At 71.8% G+C, this 19,700-nt stretch carries 13 protein-coding genes and 3 tRNA genes; 5 read left to right on the top strand and 11 right to left on the bottom strand.

What is annotated here, in order from left to right:
- Positions 1 to 50 precede the first annotated feature (50 nt).
- The 6 genes from DFJ68_RS13165 to DFJ68_RS13190 form a co-directional block, all read right to left on the bottom strand.
- Positions 51 to 1,073: a DUF4328 domain-containing protein gene (locus tag DFJ68_RS13165; RefSeq protein WP_147431582.1), complete on the bottom strand. Its 1,023-nt coding sequence runs from the start codon at positions 1,071 to 1,073 to the stop codon at positions 51 to 53.
- 71 nt (positions 1,074 to 1,144) lie between these two features.
- Positions 1,145 to 2,905, bottom strand: a complete 1,761-nt coding sequence (gene argS / locus DFJ68_RS13170; RefSeq protein WP_121033876.1) for an arginine--tRNA ligase — start codon at positions 2,903 to 2,905, stop codon at positions 1,145 to 1,147.
- 79 nt (positions 2,906 to 2,984) lie between these two features.
- The gene (locus tag DFJ68_RS13175; RefSeq protein ID WP_121033878.1) at positions 2,985 to 4,700 is read right to left on the bottom strand and encodes a sunset domain-containing protein; all 1,716 of its coding nucleotides are present in this window, start codon (positions 4,698 to 4,700) and stop codon (positions 2,985 to 2,987) included.
- 123 nt (positions 4,701 to 4,823) lie between these two features.
- Positions 4,824 to 6,560, bottom strand: coding sequence for an AMP-binding protein (locus DFJ68_RS13180; RefSeq protein WP_121033880.1), 1,737 nt, complete (start codon positions 6,558 to 6,560; stop codon positions 4,824 to 4,826).
- Positions 6,561 to 6,798: 238 nt separating this feature from the next.
- Positions 6,799 to 9,747 (bottom strand): S8 family peptidase, encoded by a 2,949-nt coding sequence (locus tag DFJ68_RS13185; RefSeq protein ID WP_147431583.1) that lies wholly within the window; start codon positions 9,745 to 9,747, stop codon positions 6,799 to 6,801.
- A gap of 220 nt (positions 9,748 to 9,967) precedes the next feature.
- Positions 9,968 to 10,040, bottom strand: a tRNA-Arg gene (locus tag DFJ68_RS13190).
- Between the two features lie 452 nt (positions 10,041 to 10,492).
- Between DFJ68_RS13190 and DFJ68_RS13195 the strand changes: the two genes are divergently transcribed.
- Positions 10,493 to 12,328: a phosphoenolpyruvate carboxykinase (GTP) gene (locus DFJ68_RS13195; protein WP_121033885.1), complete on the top strand. Its 1,836-nt coding sequence runs from the start codon at positions 10,493 to 10,495 to the stop codon at positions 12,326 to 12,328.
- Positions 12,329 to 12,591: 263 nt separating this feature from the next.
- Here the strand turns inward: DFJ68_RS13195 and DFJ68_RS13200 are convergent.
- Positions 12,592 to 12,681, bottom strand: a tRNA-Ser gene (locus DFJ68_RS13200).
- A gap of 267 nt (positions 12,682 to 12,948) precedes the next feature.
- On the opposite strand from DFJ68_RS13200, the gene DFJ68_RS13205 reads away from it, so the two are divergent.
- Complete coding sequence (locus DFJ68_RS13205; RefSeq protein WP_121033887.1) at positions 12,949 to 14,541, top strand: LCP family protein; 1,593 nt, start codon at positions 12,949 to 12,951, stop codon at positions 14,539 to 14,541.
- 301 nt (positions 14,542 to 14,842) lie between these two features.
- On the opposite strand, the gene DFJ68_RS13210 is transcribed toward DFJ68_RS13205, so the two are convergent.
- The 3 genes from DFJ68_RS13210 to DFJ68_RS13220 form a co-directional block, all read right to left on the bottom strand.
- The gene (locus DFJ68_RS13210; RefSeq protein ID WP_121033889.1) at positions 14,843 to 15,046 is read right to left on the bottom strand and encodes a cold-shock protein; all 204 of its coding nucleotides are present in this window, start codon (positions 15,044 to 15,046) and stop codon (positions 14,843 to 14,845) included.
- Between the two features lie 301 nt (positions 15,047 to 15,347).
- Positions 15,348 to 16,313 (bottom strand): dihydropteroate synthase, encoded by a 966-nt coding sequence (gene folP / locus DFJ68_RS13215; RefSeq protein ID WP_245963644.1) that lies wholly within the window; start codon positions 16,311 to 16,313, stop codon positions 15,348 to 15,350.
- A 336-nt stretch (positions 16,314 to 16,649) separates the two neighbouring features.
- Complete coding sequence (locus DFJ68_RS13220) at positions 16,650 to 17,255, bottom strand: histidine phosphatase family protein (protein WP_121033891.1); 606 nt, start codon at positions 17,253 to 17,255, stop codon at positions 16,650 to 16,652.
- 160 nt (positions 17,256 to 17,415) lie between these two features.
- Between DFJ68_RS13220 and DFJ68_RS13225 the strand changes: the two genes are divergently transcribed.
- Together DFJ68_RS13225 and DFJ68_RS13230 are read left to right on the top strand one after the other, a co-directional pair.
- Positions 17,416 to 17,649, top strand: a complete 234-nt coding sequence (locus DFJ68_RS13225; protein WP_121033893.1) for a CbtB domain-containing protein — start codon at positions 17,416 to 17,418, stop codon at positions 17,647 to 17,649.
- Positions 17,650 to 17,680: 31 nt separating this feature from the next.
- Positions 17,681 to 18,619, top strand: coding sequence for a CbtA family protein (locus DFJ68_RS13230; protein ID WP_121033895.1), 939 nt, complete (start codon positions 17,681 to 17,683; stop codon positions 18,617 to 18,619).
- Between the two features lie 77 nt (positions 18,620 to 18,696).
- Here DFJ68_RS13230 and DFJ68_RS13235 read toward each other — a convergent pair.
- Positions 18,697 to 18,784 (bottom strand) — tRNA-Ser (locus tag DFJ68_RS13235).
- A gap of 162 nt (positions 18,785 to 18,946) precedes the next feature.
- On the opposite strand from DFJ68_RS13235, the gene DFJ68_RS13240 reads away from it, so the two are divergent.
- Complete coding sequence (locus DFJ68_RS13240) at positions 18,947 to 19,699, top strand: heme peroxidase (RefSeq protein WP_121033898.1); 753 nt, start codon at positions 18,947 to 18,949, stop codon at positions 19,697 to 19,699.
- Position 19,700 lies beyond the last annotated feature (1 nt).

The raw sequence follows: 19,700 nt of genomic DNA on the forward strand, positions 1-19,700 counted from the left end.
GACCCCGAGGTCGAGAGGGCGCCGTCGTGCGAGGCGGTCCGGCCCGTCGGTCAGGCGGGGGGCCGTCGGGTGAAGCCGCGCACCCGGTTGATGACGACGATGAGCAGCACCGCCGCGACGACGGAGAACACGAGGCTGGTCCGCTCGGTGCTCACCGCCGAGCGGAGGGCGTCGAGGTACTCGTTCAACGAGTCACCGCCGGCCGCCGCGTTGACCTGACCGGTCCAGCTGCGCGTCGCGAGGTTGCCGAGGAACGAGAGCACGAAGAAGACGGTGTAGGCCTTGACGAGGCCCGGCATCTTGCGGTTCTCGGCGGACGGCGGGGTCGACCCGGGTGCGAGCGGCGCCGCCCCCGACCACGCGTCGTGCCGCAGCCGGGCGGCGAGGGCGCCGTTCCACAGGTCGCGCAGCGCCCGGGGGCCGAGCACGAGCTGCGCGAAGGGGATGAACCAGCCGCCGACCGCGAACCCGGCCGAGCGGGTGTGCAGGGCGGGGTCGCTGCGGTCAGAGGTCCAGACCCGGTGTAGCCAGACGACGAAGACCGCCGCCGTCCCGAGGTAGAGCAGCACCTGCAGCACCGTCGTCGACGACGAGCTGCCGAGGGCCGCGTCCGCCGCCTCGTAGTCGCGGGCGTCGAGGGCCGAGAGCACCCGGGAGTCGTTGACGATCCCGCTGAGCAGCACCGGCACCTGGATGCCGAGCAGCACCATTGCGGCGAGGCCGAGCCGGTCGGTGGCGGGGCGCCACGGCTGGCGGGGGGCGGTGGCCCAGGCCGGCTGACCCGTCGGCACGCCCTGACCCGCGACGGCCGGGCCGGGCGGCGGGGCGGCCGGGTAGGGCTGCCCACCCGGGTACGGCTGCCCACCCGGGTAGGGCTGGCCGGGTGGCGGCGCGGCCGGGTAGGGCTGGCCACCCGGGTAGGGCTGGCCGGGTGGCGGCGCGGCCGGGTAGGGCTGTCCGGCCGGATAGGCCTGGTCGGCCGGCTGCGGTGGCCCTGCCGGCGGTACGTACGGGGCACCCGCGGGTGGCTGGTCGCGGTGGGCGTCGCCGGCATCCGGCGTCTGGTCAGTCATCGTTCTCCCCTGTCTGGTGGCGGACGAACCCTACCGGCCACCCGACACCGGTCGAGGCGCTTCCGGGCGTGCTACATCTGCTCCGGGGCCTCGACACCGAGCAGGTCGAGACCGGTCACCATGACCCGCAGCACGAGGGCGCTCAGGGTCAGGCGCGACTGCTTGAGCTCGTCGGTCTCGGCCTTGAGCACCGGGCAGCTCTCGTAGAACGCCGAGAACGACTGGGCCAGCTCGAAGAGGTAGCCGGCGAGCCGGTGCGGCTCGTACGTCGCGCCGACCTCGGCGACGACGTCGCCGAACCCCAGCAGCTTCAGGGCGAGCGCGCGCTCGGTGGGCTCGCCGAGGGTGACGGCGGTGCGCTGCGCCTGGGGGTCGAGGCCGACCTGGCGGAAGATGGAGCGGATGCGGGCGACGACGTACTGCAGGTAGGGGCCGGTGTTGCCGGTGAGCGAGACCATGCGGTCCAGGTCGAAGACGTACTCGCTGTCGTGGGCGACGGAGAGGTCGGCGTACTTGACCGCACCGATGCCGATCTGGCGCGCAATGGTGGCCCGGGTGTCGTCGTCGAGGTCGGGCCGCGTGCCGTCGATGACGGACCGGGCCGTCGTCACGGCGTCGTCGAGCAGGGCCACGAGACGCAGCGGCTTACCCGAGCGGGTCTTGAGGATCTTGCGGTCGGCCCCGAGCACGTTGCCGATCTGCACGTGGGTGACCTCGACGTCGTCGGTGAGCCAGCCCGCCTTGCGCGCGGTGTCCCACACCATGCGGAAGTGCAGGGCCTGGGTGGCGCCGACGACATAGAGGACGCGGTCGGCCCCGAGCTTCTGCACCCGGTGGCGGATGGTGGCGAGGTCGGTCGTGGCGTAGCCGTAGCCGCCGTCGGACTTGCGGATGATGAGCGGCACCGGCTTGCCCTCGCGGCCCGTGTAGCCGTCGAGGAAGACGCAGAGGGCGCCGTCCGACATCGTCGCGATGCCCTTGGCCTCGAGCTCGTCGCAGATGTCGGCCAGCACGTCGTTGTACATCGACTCGCCGGCGAGGTCGTCGTCGGTGAGCGTGACGCCGAGGGTGCGGTAGACGCGGTTGAAGTACTGCTTCGACAGGTCGAGCAGCTCGTGCCAGTGGCGCAGGGTGTCGGGGTCGCCCGCCTGCAGCTTGACGACGCGGCCGCGGGCCCGCGTGTCGAAGTCGCCTGCGCTGCCGGCCGGCTCCGCCTTCTCGGCGGCGTCGAACTTGACCCGTGCGGCCTGGTAGAAGGCGTTCGGGTCGGTGCCGAGCAGCTCGGCCTCGCTCGAGTGCTCACCGACCTCGAGCAGGTGCTCGATGAGCATGCCGAAGGGCGTGCCCCAGTCGCCGACGTGGTTCTGGCGCACGACCCGGTGGCCGAGGTGCTCGAGGGTGCGGGCGAGGGAGTCGCCGACGACGGTCGTGCGCAGGTGGCCGACGTGCATCTCCTTGGCCACGTTGGGGGCGGAGTAGTCGATCGGGATGGTCTGTCGCGCCTCCGTCGGCACACCCACCCGGTCGTCGGCGACGACGTCGGCGAGCAGCCCGGCCAGCCAGTCGTCGCTGTAGCGCACGTTGACGAAGCCGGGGCCGCTCACCTCGACCGAGTCGGCGAGGCCGTCGACGTCGAGGTGCTCGACGATCGCGGCGGCGACGTCACGGGGCGCACGCCCGACCTTCTTGGCGAGGGCGAGCGCCGCGTTGACCTGCACGTCGGCGAACTGGGAGGGGCGCAGCACCGGGTCGGCGTCGCGGTACTCCTCGCCCAGCGCGGCGGCGATGGCGGCGGAGACCGTGGGGGTGAGCGCGACGAGCGGTGAGACCATGCGCGCCAGTCTAGGAGGGGCGCACGAACGCCCGCGCACCCCTTTTGCGGTCGGGGTGCGCGGGCGTCCGGGATGCCGGTCAGTCGGCTCGCGTGAAACCCGCCCGCCGGGCGGCGTCCTCGGTGTAGAACCACACGTCGGGCTCGGGGCCGTCGTAGCCCTCGTCGCCGGGGGCGACGAAGGTCATGCGGTCGCGCCAGGCCTTGACGGCGTGGCCCAGCGGCTGCGCCCCGTCGGAGATGGGCGCGGCCGAGCCGAGCCCGAAGCCGCCGTCGGTGACCTCGTCGAAGCCGCTGACGCGTCGGCCGTCGGCCCCCGACTCGTGGCCCTCGCCGGGGTGGACGTCGTCGTGCGAGTCCTGCTGGTCCGAGCCGACGCCGGTCGCGTCGGCGCCCTCGGCCACGCCGGCCTGCTCGGCGCCGACGGTCTCCGGGCCGGGCGTCTCGGTGACCTCGCCGCCGCCGCCGTGCTCCGGCTCGCCGTCGGTGCCGGCGGGCTCGTCGGTCGTGCGCGGGTCGACGTCGACGTCGCCGCGCTCGGTCACGGTGTCCTCGACCTCGTCGGTGCGGTCGAGCGGGGGCTGGCCCGGGCTCGTCGACCACGGCTGACCGCGGTGGTCGCCCGGGTCGCCGGCCGACGGGCCACCGTCGGTCAGGACGTCGCTCGTGTCGTCGAGGGCGGGCACGTGGACCTCGCCCTCCTCGACGGTGGCGGACGAGGCACCGACCGGCTCGGCGTCGCCGCCGTCACGCGACTCGGGCTCGACGACCGGGTGGGCGTCGTCGGTCGGTTCGTCGGACCCCTGGTCAGCCGTGCGTGCGGTGGCGTCGTCGACGGGGGCCGCGTCCCCCGTGACGGCCTGGTCACGGGCGTCGTCGTCGGTGGCGGTGTCGCGCTGCCGGGTGGTCGGTCCCGAGCTCGACTCCGAGGTCGGCGCGGGGGCCATGTCGCCGTCGGAGGTGTCGGCGTCGCCGGTGCCGGCGGTGGGTCCGCTGCTCGACTCGCTCGTGGAGGCCACGGCGGCGGGGGCGGACGTGGTGGTGGAGGGTGTGGTCGAGGCGGTGCTCGACGAGGAGGAGGGCGAGCCCTCGGACGCTGACGTGGGCGCGTCGTCGCGCTGCGGCGTTTCGGTCATGCCGCCCTCGTACCCGTCGCGGTCCCCGCTGGTCGCGCGGTCGTCATCGGCCCCCCGACGACCGAAGGGGTCGTCGGCGTCGGCGAGGTCGGGCTCGTCGTCGTCGAGGGAGCGGGCGGCCGCGAACGGTGCCGCGGAGGCGGTCGCCGAGGACGTCGACACGTCAGGCGAGTCCGACACGTCCGCGTCGGTAGGTGCGTCGGCGGGTGCGTCGTCCTCCGACGCCGCCGACGGCCGGTCGGTCCCTCGCTCGGCGGTCGCGCTGGCGGTGCTGGTCGCCGGGGCGGACGGGACGTCCGCGGCATCCTCGGCTGCCTCGTCGGCCTCGTCGGAGGCCGACGACGGCGTCGGCTCGGAGGCGGACCCCGCCTCGGGCCCTGTCGGGGCGGTCGGAGCAGCGGGCTCGGCGGAAGCAGGAGCAGGAGCCGCAGGCGCGGCGGCCGGAGCAGCGGCGGCAGCAGCGGGCGACGTGGCGGTCGACGCCTGAGTCCGTTCCGCGGCCTGGCTACGCACCGCGGCGGCCTCGGCCGCCCGGCGGTCGGCGTCACGCCGCTCCTCCTCGAGGCGACGACGGCGCGAGCGGGCCACGAGCGCGAACACCGCCGCGACGACGAGCAGCAGGACGACGACGATGACGATGGTGCGGGTGGAGTCCGACATGGTTCCCCTTCAGCTCGGGCGGCTGGAGGGCCGCCACTCACCGGGCAACCTACCGCGCGGCCGACGCCTCCGACGGCATCCGGCCGCTGGGCGACCGCGCCCGTCGCGGCGACCCCGGCACGGTCAGGCGAGACCGAGCCGGGCGGCGGTCACCTCGCGCATCTCGACCTTGCGCACCTTGCCCGTCACCGTCATCGGGAACTCGTCGACGACCTCGACGTAGCGGGGGATCTTGTAGTGGGCGAGCTTGCCGCTGCAGAACGCCCGCACTGCATCGGCGTCGAGCGGCGTCGACCCCTCGCGCATGCGCACCCACACGCACAGCTCCTCGCCGTAGCGCTCGTCGGGCACCCCGATGACCTGGGCGTCGACGATGTCGGGGTGGGTGTAGAGGAACTCCTCGACCTCGCGCGGGTAGATGTTCTCGCCGCCGCGGATGACCATGTCCTTGATGCGGCCGGTGACCTCGACGTAGCCGTCGTCGTGCATGACGCCGATGTCGCCGGTGTGCATCCACCCGTCGACGAGCACCTCGGCCGTCTTCTCCGGCTGCTCCCAGTAGCCGAGCATGACGGAGTAGCCCTTCGTGCACAGCTCGCCAGCCGTCCCTCGCGGCAGCGTGTCACCGGTGACGGGGTCGACCACCTTGACCTCGAGGTGCGGACCGACCCGTCCGACGGTGCCGACCTTCTGCTCGAAGGTGTCGTCGGTGCGGTTCTGCAGCGACACCGGCGACGTCTCCGTCATGCCGTAGCAGATGGTCATCTCCTCGATCCCGGCCGCGATGAGCTTCTTCATCATCTCGGCGGGGCACGGCGAGCCGGCCATGATGCCCGTGCGCACGCTGCTGAGGTCGTACGTGTCGAAGTCGGGCAGGTTCCACTCCGCGATGAACATCGTGGGCACGCCGTAGAGGCTCGTGCAGCGCTCGTCCTGGGTGGCCCGCAGCGTCGCTGCAGGGTCGAAGCCGGGGGCGGGGATGACGATGCAGGCGCCGTGGGTCGTGCACGCGAGGTTGCCCATGACCATGCCGAAGCAGTGGTAGAAGGGCACGGGGATGCAGACGCGGTCGGCCTCCGTGTACCGGCACAGCTCACCGACGAAGAAGCCGTTGCCCAGGATGTTGCGGTGGCTGAGCGTCGCGCCCTTCGGGAACCCCGTGGTCCCCGAGGTGTACTGGATGTTGATGGGGTCCGTGTTCGACAGACCCGACTGGATGCCGGCCAGCTCGCTCTCGCTGACCTCGTCCGCACGCGCCAGCACGTCGTCCCACTCGGAGGTGCCGAGGTGGACGACCCGGGTCAGGTCGGGCACCTCCGCCCGCACCTCCTGCACCATGCCGCGGTAGTCGCTGGTCTTGAACGACTCGGCGGTGACGAGGGTGCTGACACCGGCCTGCTGGAGCACGTACCGCAGCTCGTGCGAGCGGTAGCTGGGGTTGATGTTGACGAGGATCGCGCCGATCTTCGCGGTCGCGTACTGCACGAGCACCCACTCCGAGCAGTTCGGAGCCCAGATGCCGACCCGGTCACCGGTCCCGACCCCGATGGCCAGCAGGCCGCGCGCCAGCCGGTCGACGTCGCTCTGCAGCTCGGTGTAGGTCCAGCGTCGACCTGCGGCCACGTCGACGAGCGCCTCCCGGTCGCCGAACCGTGCGACGGTGGCGTCGAAGTCGTCGCCGATCGTCGTCTCGAGCAGCGGCGGCGTCGTCTCGCCGCGGGTGTGCGACAGCGTGGGGTCGAGCGCACCGGCGCCGGCGCCTCCGTCGGTCACCGCGTCGGTCACCGACCCCGTGGCCGTGTCCGTGTCCGTGGCACTGCCGCTGCCGCTGCCGCTGTCGCTGCCGAGGTCGCTCGTCATGGTGCTCCTGCTCGTCGTCGGTCCGGGAGGGCGGGCCTGACGCCACGCGCTTCCACCCCCGTCACCCAATACCGAGCAGGCCTGTCGTGCAAGGCCCGCCACGACGGCATCCTGCCGAGTCACCCGGGGGGGGCCGACGCACGGACGGCCCGGTCCCACGAGGGGACCGGGCCGTCCGGCTGTCACCGGGGCGAGCCCGGTGGTGTCATGGGGGCCACCGCGGGCCGCCCCCACGACCTCACTTCACGGTGACGATGGTCTTCTGGTTCGAGATCGAGTAGCCGACCCAGCCCAGGTACCGCTTGCTCGCGTCGAGACCGGTCCACGACGCGGTGACCGTCGCCGACGCTCCCTGCACGAGGTTCGCCGGGTTGGGGCTGACCGTGAACGAGCCGACCGCGGTCGCCGGGTTCACGTTGTAGGCGTCCATGCGGTAGTCGACCGTCGCGCCGGCGGTGTCGTAACCGTCGACGAGCGCGATGTACTGGCCCGCCGCGAGGTTCGGCAGGTCGATGCGCTCGTCGCCCGAGCTCGTCGCCGACTGCGCGACGAGCGACGCCTGGCCGCCCACGACGCGGTAGAGGAACAGGTCGAGGTCGACGTTGTCGACGGTGTCGAGGTCGAACCGCGAGAACGTCGTGCCCGCCGCGACGGTGACCGGCACCTGCACCTGGTCGCCGGTCGTGATGGTGCCCGTCTTGGCCTGGCTCTCGTTGAGGCCCTGCGTCGTCATGGTGACGGCGGCGTCCTCACCACCGGTGACGGTGTAGCCGACCGAGCCCGCCGCGACGTCACCGGTCACCTCGGCCGGGGCCGCGAGGGCGACCGGCTTCAGCGACACGGGCAGGCGCACGAACTTCGGGCCGGTGAGGAACACGTGGCCCTGCGCCCACTGGTCGACTGGGGCCGACGTGCGGGTGAAGGTCATCTCGACCGTCTTGGCCTGACCGACCTTGGTGAAGGTCACCTTGGCCGGCTTGGCCGTCACCTTGAAGCCGGGGATGTCGGCCTTGACGGTCCACGTGCCCTTCTGCGTCGCGGTGAAGGTGCGCTTCGTCGTCAGCGAGCCGGTGACGGCACCGGAGGCGACCGAGGGTCCGTTGAAGTCGGTGGCGCTGATGGCGGGGACGCCCGTGTCGAGGCCCTGGCCGGTGATGAAGCCACGGAAGTCCGCGGCACCGGAGTCGACGACGAGGCCCGGGTCGAAGAACGCCTTGGGCTGGACGAAGCCGGCGCCCTGGGCGAAGTTGTCACCCTCCTTGCCGCCGGTGCTCGTCTTGGCGTCGACCGAGGTCGTCATCATGGCCGACTTGACGGCCATCGGGCTCCAGTTGGGGTGCTCACCGAGGTAGAGCGCCGCGAGGCCGGCGATGTGCGGGGCGGCCATCGACGTACCCGAGTAGAGGTCGAAGTCGCGACCGCTGTTGCTCGGCGGCGCGACGGCGGCGAGCACCGACGAGCCGGGCGCCGAGATGTCGGGCTTGAGCAGGTCGGAGCCGTTGGCGAGCGCCGGGCCGCGCGACGAGAACGAGCTCACCTGCGGCAGCGGCGTCGGCGTGCCGCCGGTGGTGTCGCCGAGCTGGAAGCTCGCCGTCGCACCGGCCGTCGCCGCGTAGGCCTTGATGGCCGCACCGGCGACCTCGTCGACGTGCACGGTCGGCACGCTGTGGAAGTCGGCGTCGAGGCTGTTGGGCGTCGCGTTGGCGAGGACCATGCCCACGCCACCGGCCCGCTTGACCTCGGCGGACTTGGCGACGCGGTCGTAGGTGCCGCGCGTGCAGACGACGATCTTGCCCGCGGTCTTGGCGGGGTCGAGGACGTCGGGGCCGCAGAGGTTGAGCGCCGTCGCGTCGGCGCCGGGCAGGCCGGCAGCCGTCGAGTTCACGAGCGGCGAGCTGGGCAGGGCGGCGCGGGCGATGCTCGCGCCCTTGTACTTCTGGCCGTTGCCGAGCACGACGGTGTTCTCGAAGTTGAAGTGCGTCGTGCTCGCCACCGTCGTCAGCCAGGGGCTGTTGTGCGCGACGGTCGAGCTGGTCGGGCCGCTGTTGCCGGCGGAGACGGCGACGAAGATGCCGGCCTCGGCCGCACCCTCGAACGCGAGCTCGACGGCGTCGATGACGGTCGTCTGCGACCCGGAGATCGAGTAGTTGAGGACGTCGACGCCGTCCTCGATGCTGTCCTCGATGGCCGCGACCGAGCCACTGGTGTAGCAGTCACCGGTGTCGGGGTCGCCGTCGTCGAAGCACGTCTTGTAGACGGCGATCTTCGCGCCCGGGGCCATGCCCGAGCCCTTGCCGAAGTCGATGCCCTCGACCGACATGGGCACGCCGTTGTTGCCGGCCGCCGTGGAGGCGGTGTGCGACCCGTGGCCGCCACCGTCGCGGGGCGAGATGTACTCGCTGTCGGGGCGGTTGGCCTCGGGCACGTTCGCGAGGTAGGTGTCGGGGTAGTAGCGGGCGGAGATGAGCTTGCTGTTGCAGTCGTCGACCGTCCACTCCTCACCGGTCTGGCAGGGAGCGGTGAAGACGTCGCCGTCGGCCTTCTTCATGACGGTGAGGCCGTTGGCGCGCTTGAGGCCCCACTTGCCCTGGGGGGTGCTCGTGATGGGGGCGCCCGCGAACGACGGGTTCTCCGGCCAGGCGCCGGTGTCGATGACACCGACGACGACGCCGTCGCCGGCCTCGTTCGGGCCGCCGAGCTGGCTCCAGACCGACTTCTTGCCGCCGTCGAGACCGAGGAACTTCGGCGTCTGCCAGGTGTCGACCTGCATGGCCTCGTCCTTCTGCACGAGCAGGACGTCCTTGTTCGTGGCCAGCTTCTGCGCCTGCGCCCGGGTCAGCCTGGCGGAGAAGCCGCTGACGGCGAGCGAGTAGCTGCGCTCGACCTTCGCCCCGACCGACTTCGCGATCGACCCCTGCTTCGCGCGCAGCGTCTGGCGGTAGCTGCTGACCTCGGAGCGCTTCGCGTCGAAGCCCTTGCCCGGAGCGGCCCGCGTGCCCTTGAACGTGGTGGCACCCTGGTCCTTCGTGACGACCACGTAGTTGCCATCGGTGAAGCTCGCAGCGGCCGACGCCTTCGTCAGCGGTGCGGGCTTCGCATCGCTCCCCGCCGCCGCGTTCGCGGTGACGGAGACGGCGCCCCCGGCGACCAGTGGCACCACGGCCACGGCCGCGACGCGCCTGAGCACGCGTCGACGCCCTCGTGTTGAGTTCCTCAAACCAAACCCCCATGTCGTGCCCGTGGGCAGATGACGGCACGCCCCCTCAGGCGCACCCGGCGGGGTCAGACAACGGGGTCGAGGCCTCCCCCGTCAAGGGTTCTCGGAATGTCGGCACGATCGTGACCGAACAGCAAGCGACCCCGAGCGCCATGGGCGTCGGGGTCGGTGCTCCTGTCTCAACACAGAGTGCACCCGAAGGGATTCGAACCCCTAACCTTCTGATCCGTAGTCAGATGCTCTATCCGTTGAGCTACGGGTGCGGGTCGTCCGCGCGAGGCGGCCGAACGAAGAGAAACAGTAGCGGCTGCACCCCGGTTCCATGAAATCGGATGCCGGGCACGTCCTTCTCCGGCTCCGCGCGGCCCGGACCCGCCCCGCGCCGCCCCGCTGGGAAAAGTCCGCCGGCCACCGACCGGCATCCGGCCCGTTCTGGACTCTGCGTCGCCCCTGACCGTCACCCTGACTGCAAGAACTGCAAGGAACCGGCAGGTTCTCGTCGGGTCCACGGCGGCGCCCGCAGGGGTGTGGCCCGGGTCACCGGGACGCCCGGCCTAAGTGGTCGGTGGACGTCAGGGGTGCGGTCTACCTTGAGCCATCACGTCATGTGTTCACCATGTGGACAGGCGCTGGACTCCGACGAGGGAGCGCCGGTCGGCACGGTGGCACCCACCGGCACGACGGGGCAACGACGCCCCGCGAAGGGAAGGGCCCGATGACCACGACGCAGGCGAAACCGACCACGCACACGACCAACTCCCGACTGGAGGCGTGGGTGAGCGAGGTCGCCGCGCTGACGCAGCCGCGCGACGTCCGGTGGGTGACCGGCACCGCCGAGGAGTGGGCCGAGCTGACCGACGAGCTGGTCGCCGCCGGCACCTTCGTGCGCCTCGACGAGCGGCGCAAGCCGAACTCGTTCTACTGCGCCTCCGACCCGAGCGACGTCGCCCGGGTCGAGGACCGCACGTACATCTGCTCCGTCGAGGAGAAGGACGCCGGCCCCACGAACAACTGGATGGCGCCCGACCGGATGAAGGCGACCATGACCGAGCTGTACCGCGGCTGCATGCGCGGCCGCACGATGTTCGTCATCCCCTTCGTCATGGGCCACCTCGAGGCGAGCGAGCCGATGTTCGGCGTGGAGATCACCGACTCCGCCTACGTCGTCGTGTCCATGCTCGTCATGGCCCGGTGCGGCGACGCCGTGCTGCGCGCCATCGAGGAGCAGGACGCGCCCTACGTGCCCGCGCTGCACTCGGTCGGGGCACCGCTCGCCGAGGGTGAGACCGACGTGCAGTGGCCCTGCTCCGACACGAAGTACATCGTCCACTTCCCGGAGGAGCGGACCATCTGGAGCTACGGCTCCGGCTACGGCGGCAACGCCCTGCTCGGCAAGAAGTGCTACTCGCTGCGCATCGCCTCGGCCATCGCGCGTGACGAGGGCTGGCTGGCCGAGCACATGCTCATCCTCAAGCTCACCTCGCCGAAGGGGGCGGTGCACTACGTCGCCGCCGCCTTCCCCTCGGCCTGCGGCAAGACCAACCTCGCCATGATCCGTCCCACGGTGCCGGGCTGGACCGCGGAGATGGTCGGCGACGACATCGCCTGGATGCGCTTCGGCGCCGACGGCCGCCTGTACGCCGTCAACCCCGAGTTCGGCCTCTTCGGGGTCGCCCCCGGCACGGGCGAGTCGACGAACCCGACTGCGATGGAGACGATCGCCCGCGGCAACAGCGTCTTCACCAACGTCGCCCTCACCGACGACGGCGACGTGTGGTGGGAGGGCATGACCGACGAGCCGCCGGCGCACCTCACCGACTGGCTCGGCAACGACTGGACGCCCGCCGACGGCGAGGCCGGCACGAAGGCCGCCCACCCCAACAGCCGCTTCTGCACCCCCGCGTCGCAGTGCCCGGTGCTCGCGCCCGAGTACGACGACCCCGACGGCGTGCCGATCAGCGCGATCCTCTTCGGCGGTCGTCGCAAGACGACCGTGCCGCTCGTCTACGAGGCGCGTGACTGGGCGCACGGCACCTTCGTCGGCGCCACCCTCTCCTCCGAGACGACGGCCGCCGCGACGGGCGCGGTCGGAGTCGTGCGTCGTGACCCGATGGCGATGCTGCCCTTCCTCGGCTACGACGCCGGCGACTACTTCGCCCACTGGCTGCGCATCGGCGAGCAGCACGACCCGGCGAAGCTGCCCCGGGTGTTCGGGGTCAACTGGTTCCGCCGCGACCCCGAGGACGGGTCGTTCCTCTGGCCGGGCTTCGGCGAGAACAGCCGGGTGCTCGAGTGGGTCGTCGACCGGCTCGAGGGCGAGGCGGATGCCGTCGAGACCCCCGTCGGGCTCGTGCCCGCCCCGGGCGCGCTCGACGTCGACGGCCTCGACATCACCCCGGAGGCGGTCGAGAAGGCCCTCGCCGTCGACGCCGACGAGTGGCGCGCCGAGCTGCCCCTCATCGACGAGTGGTTCGACCTCTTCGGCGACCGGCTCCCGGCCGCGCTGCGCGACGAGCTCGACACGCTCAAGGGCCGCCTCGCGGCCGACTGACCACCGCCTGGGCAGGCAGGGCAGTGAGCGGCGCGTCACCGACGCACCGCCGTGGCGGGCCCGGCATCCGTTCGTGGGATGCCGGGCCCGCGCGTTCCCGGGGTCGACGGCCGACCGCTGGGCGCTGGGCGAACACACCGAGCAATGGCGAGGTCTGCGCGTTGCAACTCGCCGATCTCGACACTGCTCGGTGTGTCGGCCCGAACGGTAGGGCCGGGGGGCCACGACGACGAGAGCCCCGAGCGGATGCTCGGGGCTCTCGGTGGCGGAGGCGGCGGGATTTGAACCCGCGAGAGGTTTTATCCTCAACCCGCTTAGCAGGCGGGCGCACTAGGCCACTATGCGACGCCTCCGTGCCCGGCCGGGGTGCGGACACACCGGTCCCGAGCGGTGCACACGCTACCGGGCGGGTCGGCTGTCACCCAAACCGGCCCCCCGCGCGTCTTCTCCGGGGGGTGGTCGTCAGTTGGACGGGTGGCTGACCAGTGGAGGGTAGAGCGCTCACGAGCCGCCGGTGAGGCTGCTCCCACGTCGCACCGGGCCGCCTCACAACTTCAGCGGTGCACAATGTGGGACGGTGCCGCGCCCCAACCCGATACGGCCGGTGACGAGAGGACGACATGACCGACCACGAGGCCCCCACCGAGGAGCGGTCCCCCGGCCGTGGGTCGCAGCGCGACCGACGACGCGCCGACTTCCGCAGGGCCATCGGGCTGACCGCCCTGGGCACGGTGCTGCCCGGCGCCGGCCTCACGCAGACGCGCAACCGCCGGCTGGGCTGGGTGCTGCTCGGCGTCACCCTCGTCGGCATCGTCGTCCTCACATATCTCGTGCTGACTAAGGGCCTGACCGACACCGCTCTCGGGGTCGTCAGCCGCTCGAGCAACCTGCAGCTGCTCGTCGTCGGGTTCGTCGTCGTCGGCGTCCTCTGGTGCGCCTCGATCGTGCTCACGGCCGTGCGGGCCCGCCCCCGCCGGCTCGACCGCTCCCACACCCGGTGGCTGGCCGCCTTCACGACCGTCATGGTGCTCGTCATCGCGACCTTCTCGTACAAGGCGGCCGAGTACGCCACCATCACGAAGGACACCGTCGCCGGCATCTTCACCGGCAAGAACGACGCGACCGGCGGGCCGGACCTCAACCCCGACGAGGGCGAGGACCCGTGGGCGAACACCCCGCGCGTCAACGTCCTGCTGCTCGGGTCGGATGCCGGCGTGGGACGTGAGGGCACCCGCACCGACTCGATGGTCGTGGCCAGCATCGACACCAAGACGGGCCGCACAGCGCTCATCTCCTTGCCCCGAAACCTCGAGAACGCGCCGCTGCCGGCAGACAGCCCGTTGCGCGGCCTCTACCCCAGCGGGATCTACGGCTCGCCTGTCTGCATCAGGGCCCAGACGAACGCCAGCGACCGGTGCACCCTCAACGCGATCTGGACGGAGACCGACCAGTACCGTCAAGACCATCCCAGCGCCTTCAAGGGCGAGGCGGTCCCGGGCCGAGATGAGACCAGAGACGTCATCTCCGAGATCCTCGGCCTGCGGATCGACCACACGGTCGTCATCGACCTCAAGGGCTTCGAGCAGCTCATCGACGCCATGGGCGGGCTCGACGTCAACGTCAAGCTCAGCGGCAACGACACGAAGCTGCCCATCGGCGGCCACCTCAACGAGGTCACCGGCCGCATGGAAGGTACGGTGCTCGGCTACTTCGAGCCCGGCCTGCAGCACCTCGACGGCTCGCGCGCCCTGTGGTACGCCCGCACCCGAGCCGCCGACTCCGACAGCTACCGCCAGGCCCGCCAGCGCTGCGTCGTGCAGGCGATCGTGCAGCAGGTCAACCCCGCGAGCATGGTGGCGAAGTACGCCGACATCGCCCGTATCGCGAAAGACAACATCTACACCGACATCTCCTCGGACAGTCTTCCCGCGTACGTCGACCTTGTGCAGCGAGTACAGCGGGCGAAGATCACCAGCGTCGCGTTGACCTCGACGCAGAAGATCTACTCGAGCAATCCCGACTACGACCGCGTCCGTGCCCTGGTGAAGAAGGCGATCACCACGCCGCCGGCCCCCAAGCCGAGCCCGAGCACCTCGAGTGGCTCGTCGTCCAGCTCGTCGTCCACCCCGACGGGGTCGGCCACGGCGCCGTCGGGCTCGGCCACGACCGAGCTCACGCCTGAACAGAAGGCCGAGGCCTACAACGCCTGCTGACGCCCACCGCCGGCGCTGCCGGGGCTGACCGCGCCAAGCCGGCCCCCGCGCGTGCCGCCAGCACCTGAACGGTCACGACGTCCTCAGGTACGCCCGCCCCGACGGCATCCGGCACCATCTCGACCCCGCGGCCCGACCCCTCGCTGCTGCCCGACGGCATGGTGCCGATCTCCGACTACGGCCGCTGCTGGCGTCGGGTCGAGAAGGGGCCGACGACTGCCCCGAGACGAACGAGACCCCCGGCCAATGGCCGGGGGTCTCGTCACAAACGACTATGGGTGTCGCTCGTTGCGATGTCTGCTCAGAGCGGACGAACTGCGTCAGCCTGCGGGCCCTTCGGACCCTGGGTGACCTCGAACTCCACGCGCTGAGCCTCGTCGAGCGAACGGTAACCGTTCGACTCGATGGCCGAGTAGTGGACGAAGACGTCGGGGCCGCCGCCGTCCTGGGCGATGAAGCCGAAGCCCTTCTCAGCGTTGAACCACTTGACGGTGCCCTGTGCCATACGGGTGACTCTTCCTTCTTTAGCGTGTGGGACGACGCACCTCGCGTCTCCCAAGCTGCCGCTTCTACTCCGCTCGCAGGGTCGAAACCCTTGTCTTTCACAAAAACCCGACACCGTGGTCGATGACGGGTACCTGCGTGACTGCGAGGAACTGCAACTGCAACCGCGACGAACCTAGCAGACTACCGACGGGTCGTCCTGTCGGAGACGCGGCCGTTTTTCCGCCCCTTCCAGCGGCCGCACCTGGCCTCTCGACCGATGCGTCCGGTCGGCCCGGACGACGTGACGCGGCGGCCGGGTCTCACGTCCCCGCGACGCCCGCCGAGGGCGTGCCCGCCACCGCTGCGGTCCCCCGCTCCGCCCGCAGCGGAGGCCGGTCGCCCCGGATGGTGGCCACCATGTCGAGCACCCGGCGGGTGGCCCGCACGTCGTGGGAGCGGAACACCGCGGCCCCGAGCCAGGCGGCCACTGCGGTGGCGCCGAGCGAGCCCTCGAGGCGGTCGTCCGCGAGCAGGTCGAGGGTCTCGCCGACGAAGTCCTTGCGTGAGATCGCCTGGAGGACGGGGTGACCCAGCGCCACGACGTCGGCCGTGCAGCGCAGCACCTGCAGCGAGTGCGCCGTCGTCTTGCCGAAGTCGAGGGTGGGGTCGACGAGCACGCGTTCGCGGGGGATGCCGGCCGCCTCGGCCGCCGCCGCACCGTCGGCGAGGGTGCGCAGCACGTCGCGCACGACGTCGAGCGGGTCGTCGCCGTACGTGACGTCGACCGGGTCGGTGCGAGGGGGCAGGCCACCGGTGTGCGAGACGACGTAGCCCGCGCCGAGCCGAGCCGCCACGTGGACGAGCTCGGGGTCGTGGCCGGCCCACGTGTCGTTGACGAGGTCGACGCAGTCGGCCCCCGCGGCCAGCGCGACCTCGCAGCGCCACGTGTCGAGGCTGAGCACGGCGTCGGGGTGCGCCCCGCGCGCCCACTCGAGGAAGGGGACGACACGACGGATCTCTTCGTCGGCGTCGACCCGCTCCCCCTCCTGCCCGGCCCGCACGCCGCCGATGTCGATGATGTCGGCGCCCTGCTCGAGCGCCGTGTCCACGGCCCGACGGGCGTCGTCGAGGTTCGCGTGACGGTTGCCGCCGTAGAAGGAGTCGGGCGTGCGGTTGACGATGGCCATGACCCCGGGATGGGCGGCGTCGAGACGCCGACCACGCAGGACGAGCGCGGTCGGCGCCGGGGGGACGGGCGCCGTCGACCCGGGCGAAAGGGGCATCATGCACGTCCCTGTCGCAGGGTCAAGACCGTCTCATCGTCTGTCATAGAACTGTTATGATGAGAGAGCAGCAGACGCCCCCCTCCGAGGAGGCGTCCGGAGGCCAGAGTCGACCGCCGCCCGGTCCGGTTCGTCCCGCAACGACGACCCACCACCTCGGCCCGTCGGGCCGTTGGCACCAAGGAAACTGAACAGCTCATGTCGTACATCGTCGCCCTTCTCACCGTCATGAACCGCCCCGCCGCCGTCACGGCCGTCGGGCAGTACCGCGCCGGCACCACCAACGAGGAGATGCTCGGTCTGCGCTGACCCCGGTCGGCACGCTCGAGAGCGTCCTCATCAGTCAGGGACTCCGCTCACGCGGGGTCCCTTTCTCGTGCCCCGGGCTGCCCGGGCCGCGGGCGGCACGAGGGCGCTGAGGCGCCAGGTGCCGCCCGTGCGGGCGAGGCGCAGCGCGGCGCCGGGAGCGACGTCGAGGTGCAGCACGGATGCCGGTGGGCCGGCGAGGGCGTGGACGGCCAGCGCCCGGGCGGCGAGGGGCGTCACGCTCAGGGTCGCCCCGGCATCCGGCCAGGTCGTGCCGTCGAGGACGTCGCCCACGCGTGCGAGAAGGGCGGTCAGGGACTCACCGCCGTGCGGCGCCGCCCCCGGGTCGGTGAGCCAGGTCGCCAGGCCCGCGGGGTCGGTGGCGATGACCTCGTCGAGGGGGCGACCCGCCCAGGCACCCAGGTCGGGGCCGCGGAGGCCGTCGAGGACGGCGACCGCAGTGGGGTCGTCCGCGAGCGCCGACGCCGTTGCGGCGCAGGCGGGTTCGGGCGCTGACCACCACCGGCCGGGCGTCCGTAGCGCGGGGGCTGCAACCTCGTCGACGAGGTCACCGACGTCCCCGAACACCGCGGCGCGGGTGCCAGTGGTCTCTGCGTGCGCGACGACGACGAGCCGCACGGTTCTCCCTCTGCTACGTTGACGGACGTTCGCGAGTGACCTGGAAGTCGGTGGGATTCCGACACGGTCGCGCCACTGTGAGGGACGAGCTCCCGAGTCAGACCCGGTCACCCGCCAACTCCGCATTCACATGGGTCGCACGAACCCTTCAGGAGGAAACATGGCACACGTCCACGTCCAGGACGCCACCGCGTCCGCACCGGCCCGCCCGCTGGTGCTCCCCGTCGTCTCCCTGCGCTCGGCCGCCCCGTGGCTGCTGCTCGCGGTGGTGCTCGTCGGGCTCGTCGGCTACTTCGTCGGCGCCGAGCAGGGCGCCACGTCGGTCTTCGCCGGCAACGCCGTCCACGAGTGGGTGCACGACGCGCGTCACCTGCTCGGGTTCCCCTGCCACTGAGGCGAACTCGGCGACTGACAACCACATACCGATGATCTCCATCCGCGACTTCCTGGTCCGCGGGCTGCTGGCGGGTCTCGTCGGGGGGGTGCTCGCCTTCGGCGTCGCCTACCTCGTCGGCGAGCCGTCCGTCGAGTCCGCTATCTCCCTCGAGGGGTCCGCCGCGACCGCTCCGGTCCACTCTCCCGACGTGTCCACCCACCGGGCTGCTTTGCACGACAGCGTGGTCGGCTCGGTGACCACCGGAACTGCCGCTGACACAGCGCAGTTCGCGACAGCTTCTCTGCTGCCCCCGCCTTCGGCGGCCCCGTCCGTCGACGCAACCCTCGTCGCGGCTCCCGCTCACGGGGGTGAGCACGGCGACGAGGAGGGCACGATGGTGCCCCGTTCGCTGCAGTCGACCCTGGGCCTGCTGACCGGCACCCTGCTGCTCGGTCTGGCGCTCGGCGGCCTCGCCGGCGTCGGCCTCGGCGTCGCCGTCGGTCGCCTGGGCCGGCTGACCGTGCGGGCCACCGCCCTGTGGCTCGCCGGAGGCGCGTTCGTCGTGCTGCACGCCGTGCCGTTCCTCGCCTACCCGCCCAACCCTCCGGCGGTGGGCAGCGGCGAGACCATCGGCAGCCGTACCGGCCTGTTCTTCGGCATGGTCGGCCTCTCCGTCGTCTTCGCCGCCCTCGCCCTCGTGGTGGGGCGGCAGGTGCACCGGACGCACGACGGCTTCACCGCCGGCGTCGTCGGCGTCCTGCTCTACGCCGTGCTCAGCCTCGTCACCGTCGCCGTCGTGCCCTCGTACGACGAGGTGCCGGCCGGGTTCCCGGGACAGGTGCTCTTCGAGTTCCGCCAGGGCAGCCTGCTGACGCAGCTCGCCCTCTGGGTGGGCATCGGCCTGACCCTCGCGGTGACGGCGAACCGGCTCGTCGCCGGTCACGACGCGGCCCACGCCGACGGCAGTCGCGAACACGTGCCCGCCTGACGGCATCCGCCACGACGACGGCCCGGACCACGACGTGGTCCGGGCCGTCTCGTACTCAGCCCTTCGGGGCGACGACGCGGAGGGCGTGGGATTCGAACCCACGATGGGCTATGAACCCATAGCGGTTTTCAAGACCGCCGCACTCGGCCACTATGCGAGCCCTCCAGTGCGCCGCTGAGTCTAGTGTCCCGATCGAACGAGGCCCGCGCGCGCGTCGGTCGTCGCAGCCGCGCGTCTCGTCATCGACGAGAGATCGGCCGCCGGCTGTGCCAGCATGACCGTCCGGGCCGCCGCCGTCGTGCCCGTCATCGCAACGAAGGAGCGGCCGTGACCGACGAGACCCCCAGCGGCGGGACCGACCTCGAGCGACTGCGAGAGGCTGTCACCCAGGACGCCGGGACGGACCCTGGCAGGTGGCACATCCCGGCTGGCTACCCGGCGCTGGCCCTGTGCGTCCTCGACTCGATCTACTCGACCGGCAACCGGTACACCGCCGTCGTGCGCATGCTCGACAGCTACCGGGGGCTCCGGTCCGCGGAGGGTGCGGATGCGTCGGCCGACGGCCCGTCAGACCTCGTGGCCGTCGGCGAACGCTGGGGCGGCGCCGAGGGCTTCGCCGAACGCACCGGGTACAGGTGGCGCGCCTGGGCGAACCAGTCAGCTCCGCTCAAGGCCGCGGTGGCACTGGAGGCCGCAGCGCTTCTCGACGCCCACGGACTGCGCACGGTGGACGACGTCCGCGCTGCCCTCACCGACCCGGACGACCAAGAACGGTCAGAGGTCAAGAGATGGTGGCTGCGCCTGCCCGGGCAGCGCAGCGGCATCACCTGGGGCTACTTCCTCATGCTCGCCGGAGTGCCGGGCGTCAAGGCGGACCGCATGGTCGTCCGCTACACCGGTCGTGCCCTCGGCCGCACGGTGTCGTCCACCGAGGCCGCCGCCCTCGTGGGCGCGATGGCCGACGAGCTCGGTGTCTCACGCACCCTGCTCGACCACGCCATCTGGCGTCTCGAGTCGGGTCGCTCCGTCTACGTCGAGGCAGAGGACGCCCCCGTCGACCGAGTCGACCACGACGACTGAT

This window comes from Terracoccus luteus, from assembly GCF_003635045.1.
GTDB lineage: Bacteria > Actinomycetota > Actinomycetes > Actinomycetales > Dermatophilaceae > Terracoccus > Terracoccus luteus.

Coding starts and splice junctions, on each gene's coding strand:
- DFJ68_RS13165 (WP_147431582.1), bottom strand. CDS start 1,073: ATGACTGACCAGACGCCGGATGCCGGCGACGCCCACCGCGACCAGCCA.
- argS (WP_121033876.1), bottom strand. CDS start 2,905: ATGGTCTCACCGCTCGTCGCGCTCACCCCCACGGTCTCCGCCGCCATC.
- DFJ68_RS13175 (WP_121033878.1), bottom strand. CDS start 4,700: ATGTCGGACTCCACCCGCACCATCGTCATCGTCGTCGTCCTGCTGCTC.
- DFJ68_RS13180 (WP_121033880.1), bottom strand. CDS start 6,560: ATGACGAGCGACCTCGGCAGCGACAGCGGCAGCGGCAGCGGCAGTGCC.
- DFJ68_RS13195 (WP_121033885.1), top strand. CDS start 10,493: ATGACCACGACGCAGGCGAAACCGACCACGCACACGACCAACTCCCGA.
- DFJ68_RS13205 (WP_121033887.1), top strand. CDS start 12,949: ATGACCGACCACGAGGCCCCCACCGAGGAGCGGTCCCCCGGCCGTGGG.
- DFJ68_RS13210 (WP_121033889.1), bottom strand. CDS start 15,046: ATGGCACAGGGCACCGTCAAGTGGTTCAACGCTGAGAAGGGCTTCGGC.
- folP (WP_245963644.1), bottom strand. CDS start 16,313: ATGATGCCCCTTTCGCCCGGGTCGACGGCGCCCGTCCCCCCGGCGCCG.
- DFJ68_RS13225 (WP_121033893.1), top strand. CDS start 17,416: ATGGCACACGTCCACGTCCAGGACGCCACCGCGTCCGCACCGGCCCGC.
- DFJ68_RS13230 (WP_121033895.1), top strand. CDS start 17,681: ATGATCTCCATCCGCGACTTCCTGGTCCGCGGGCTGCTGGCGGGTCTC.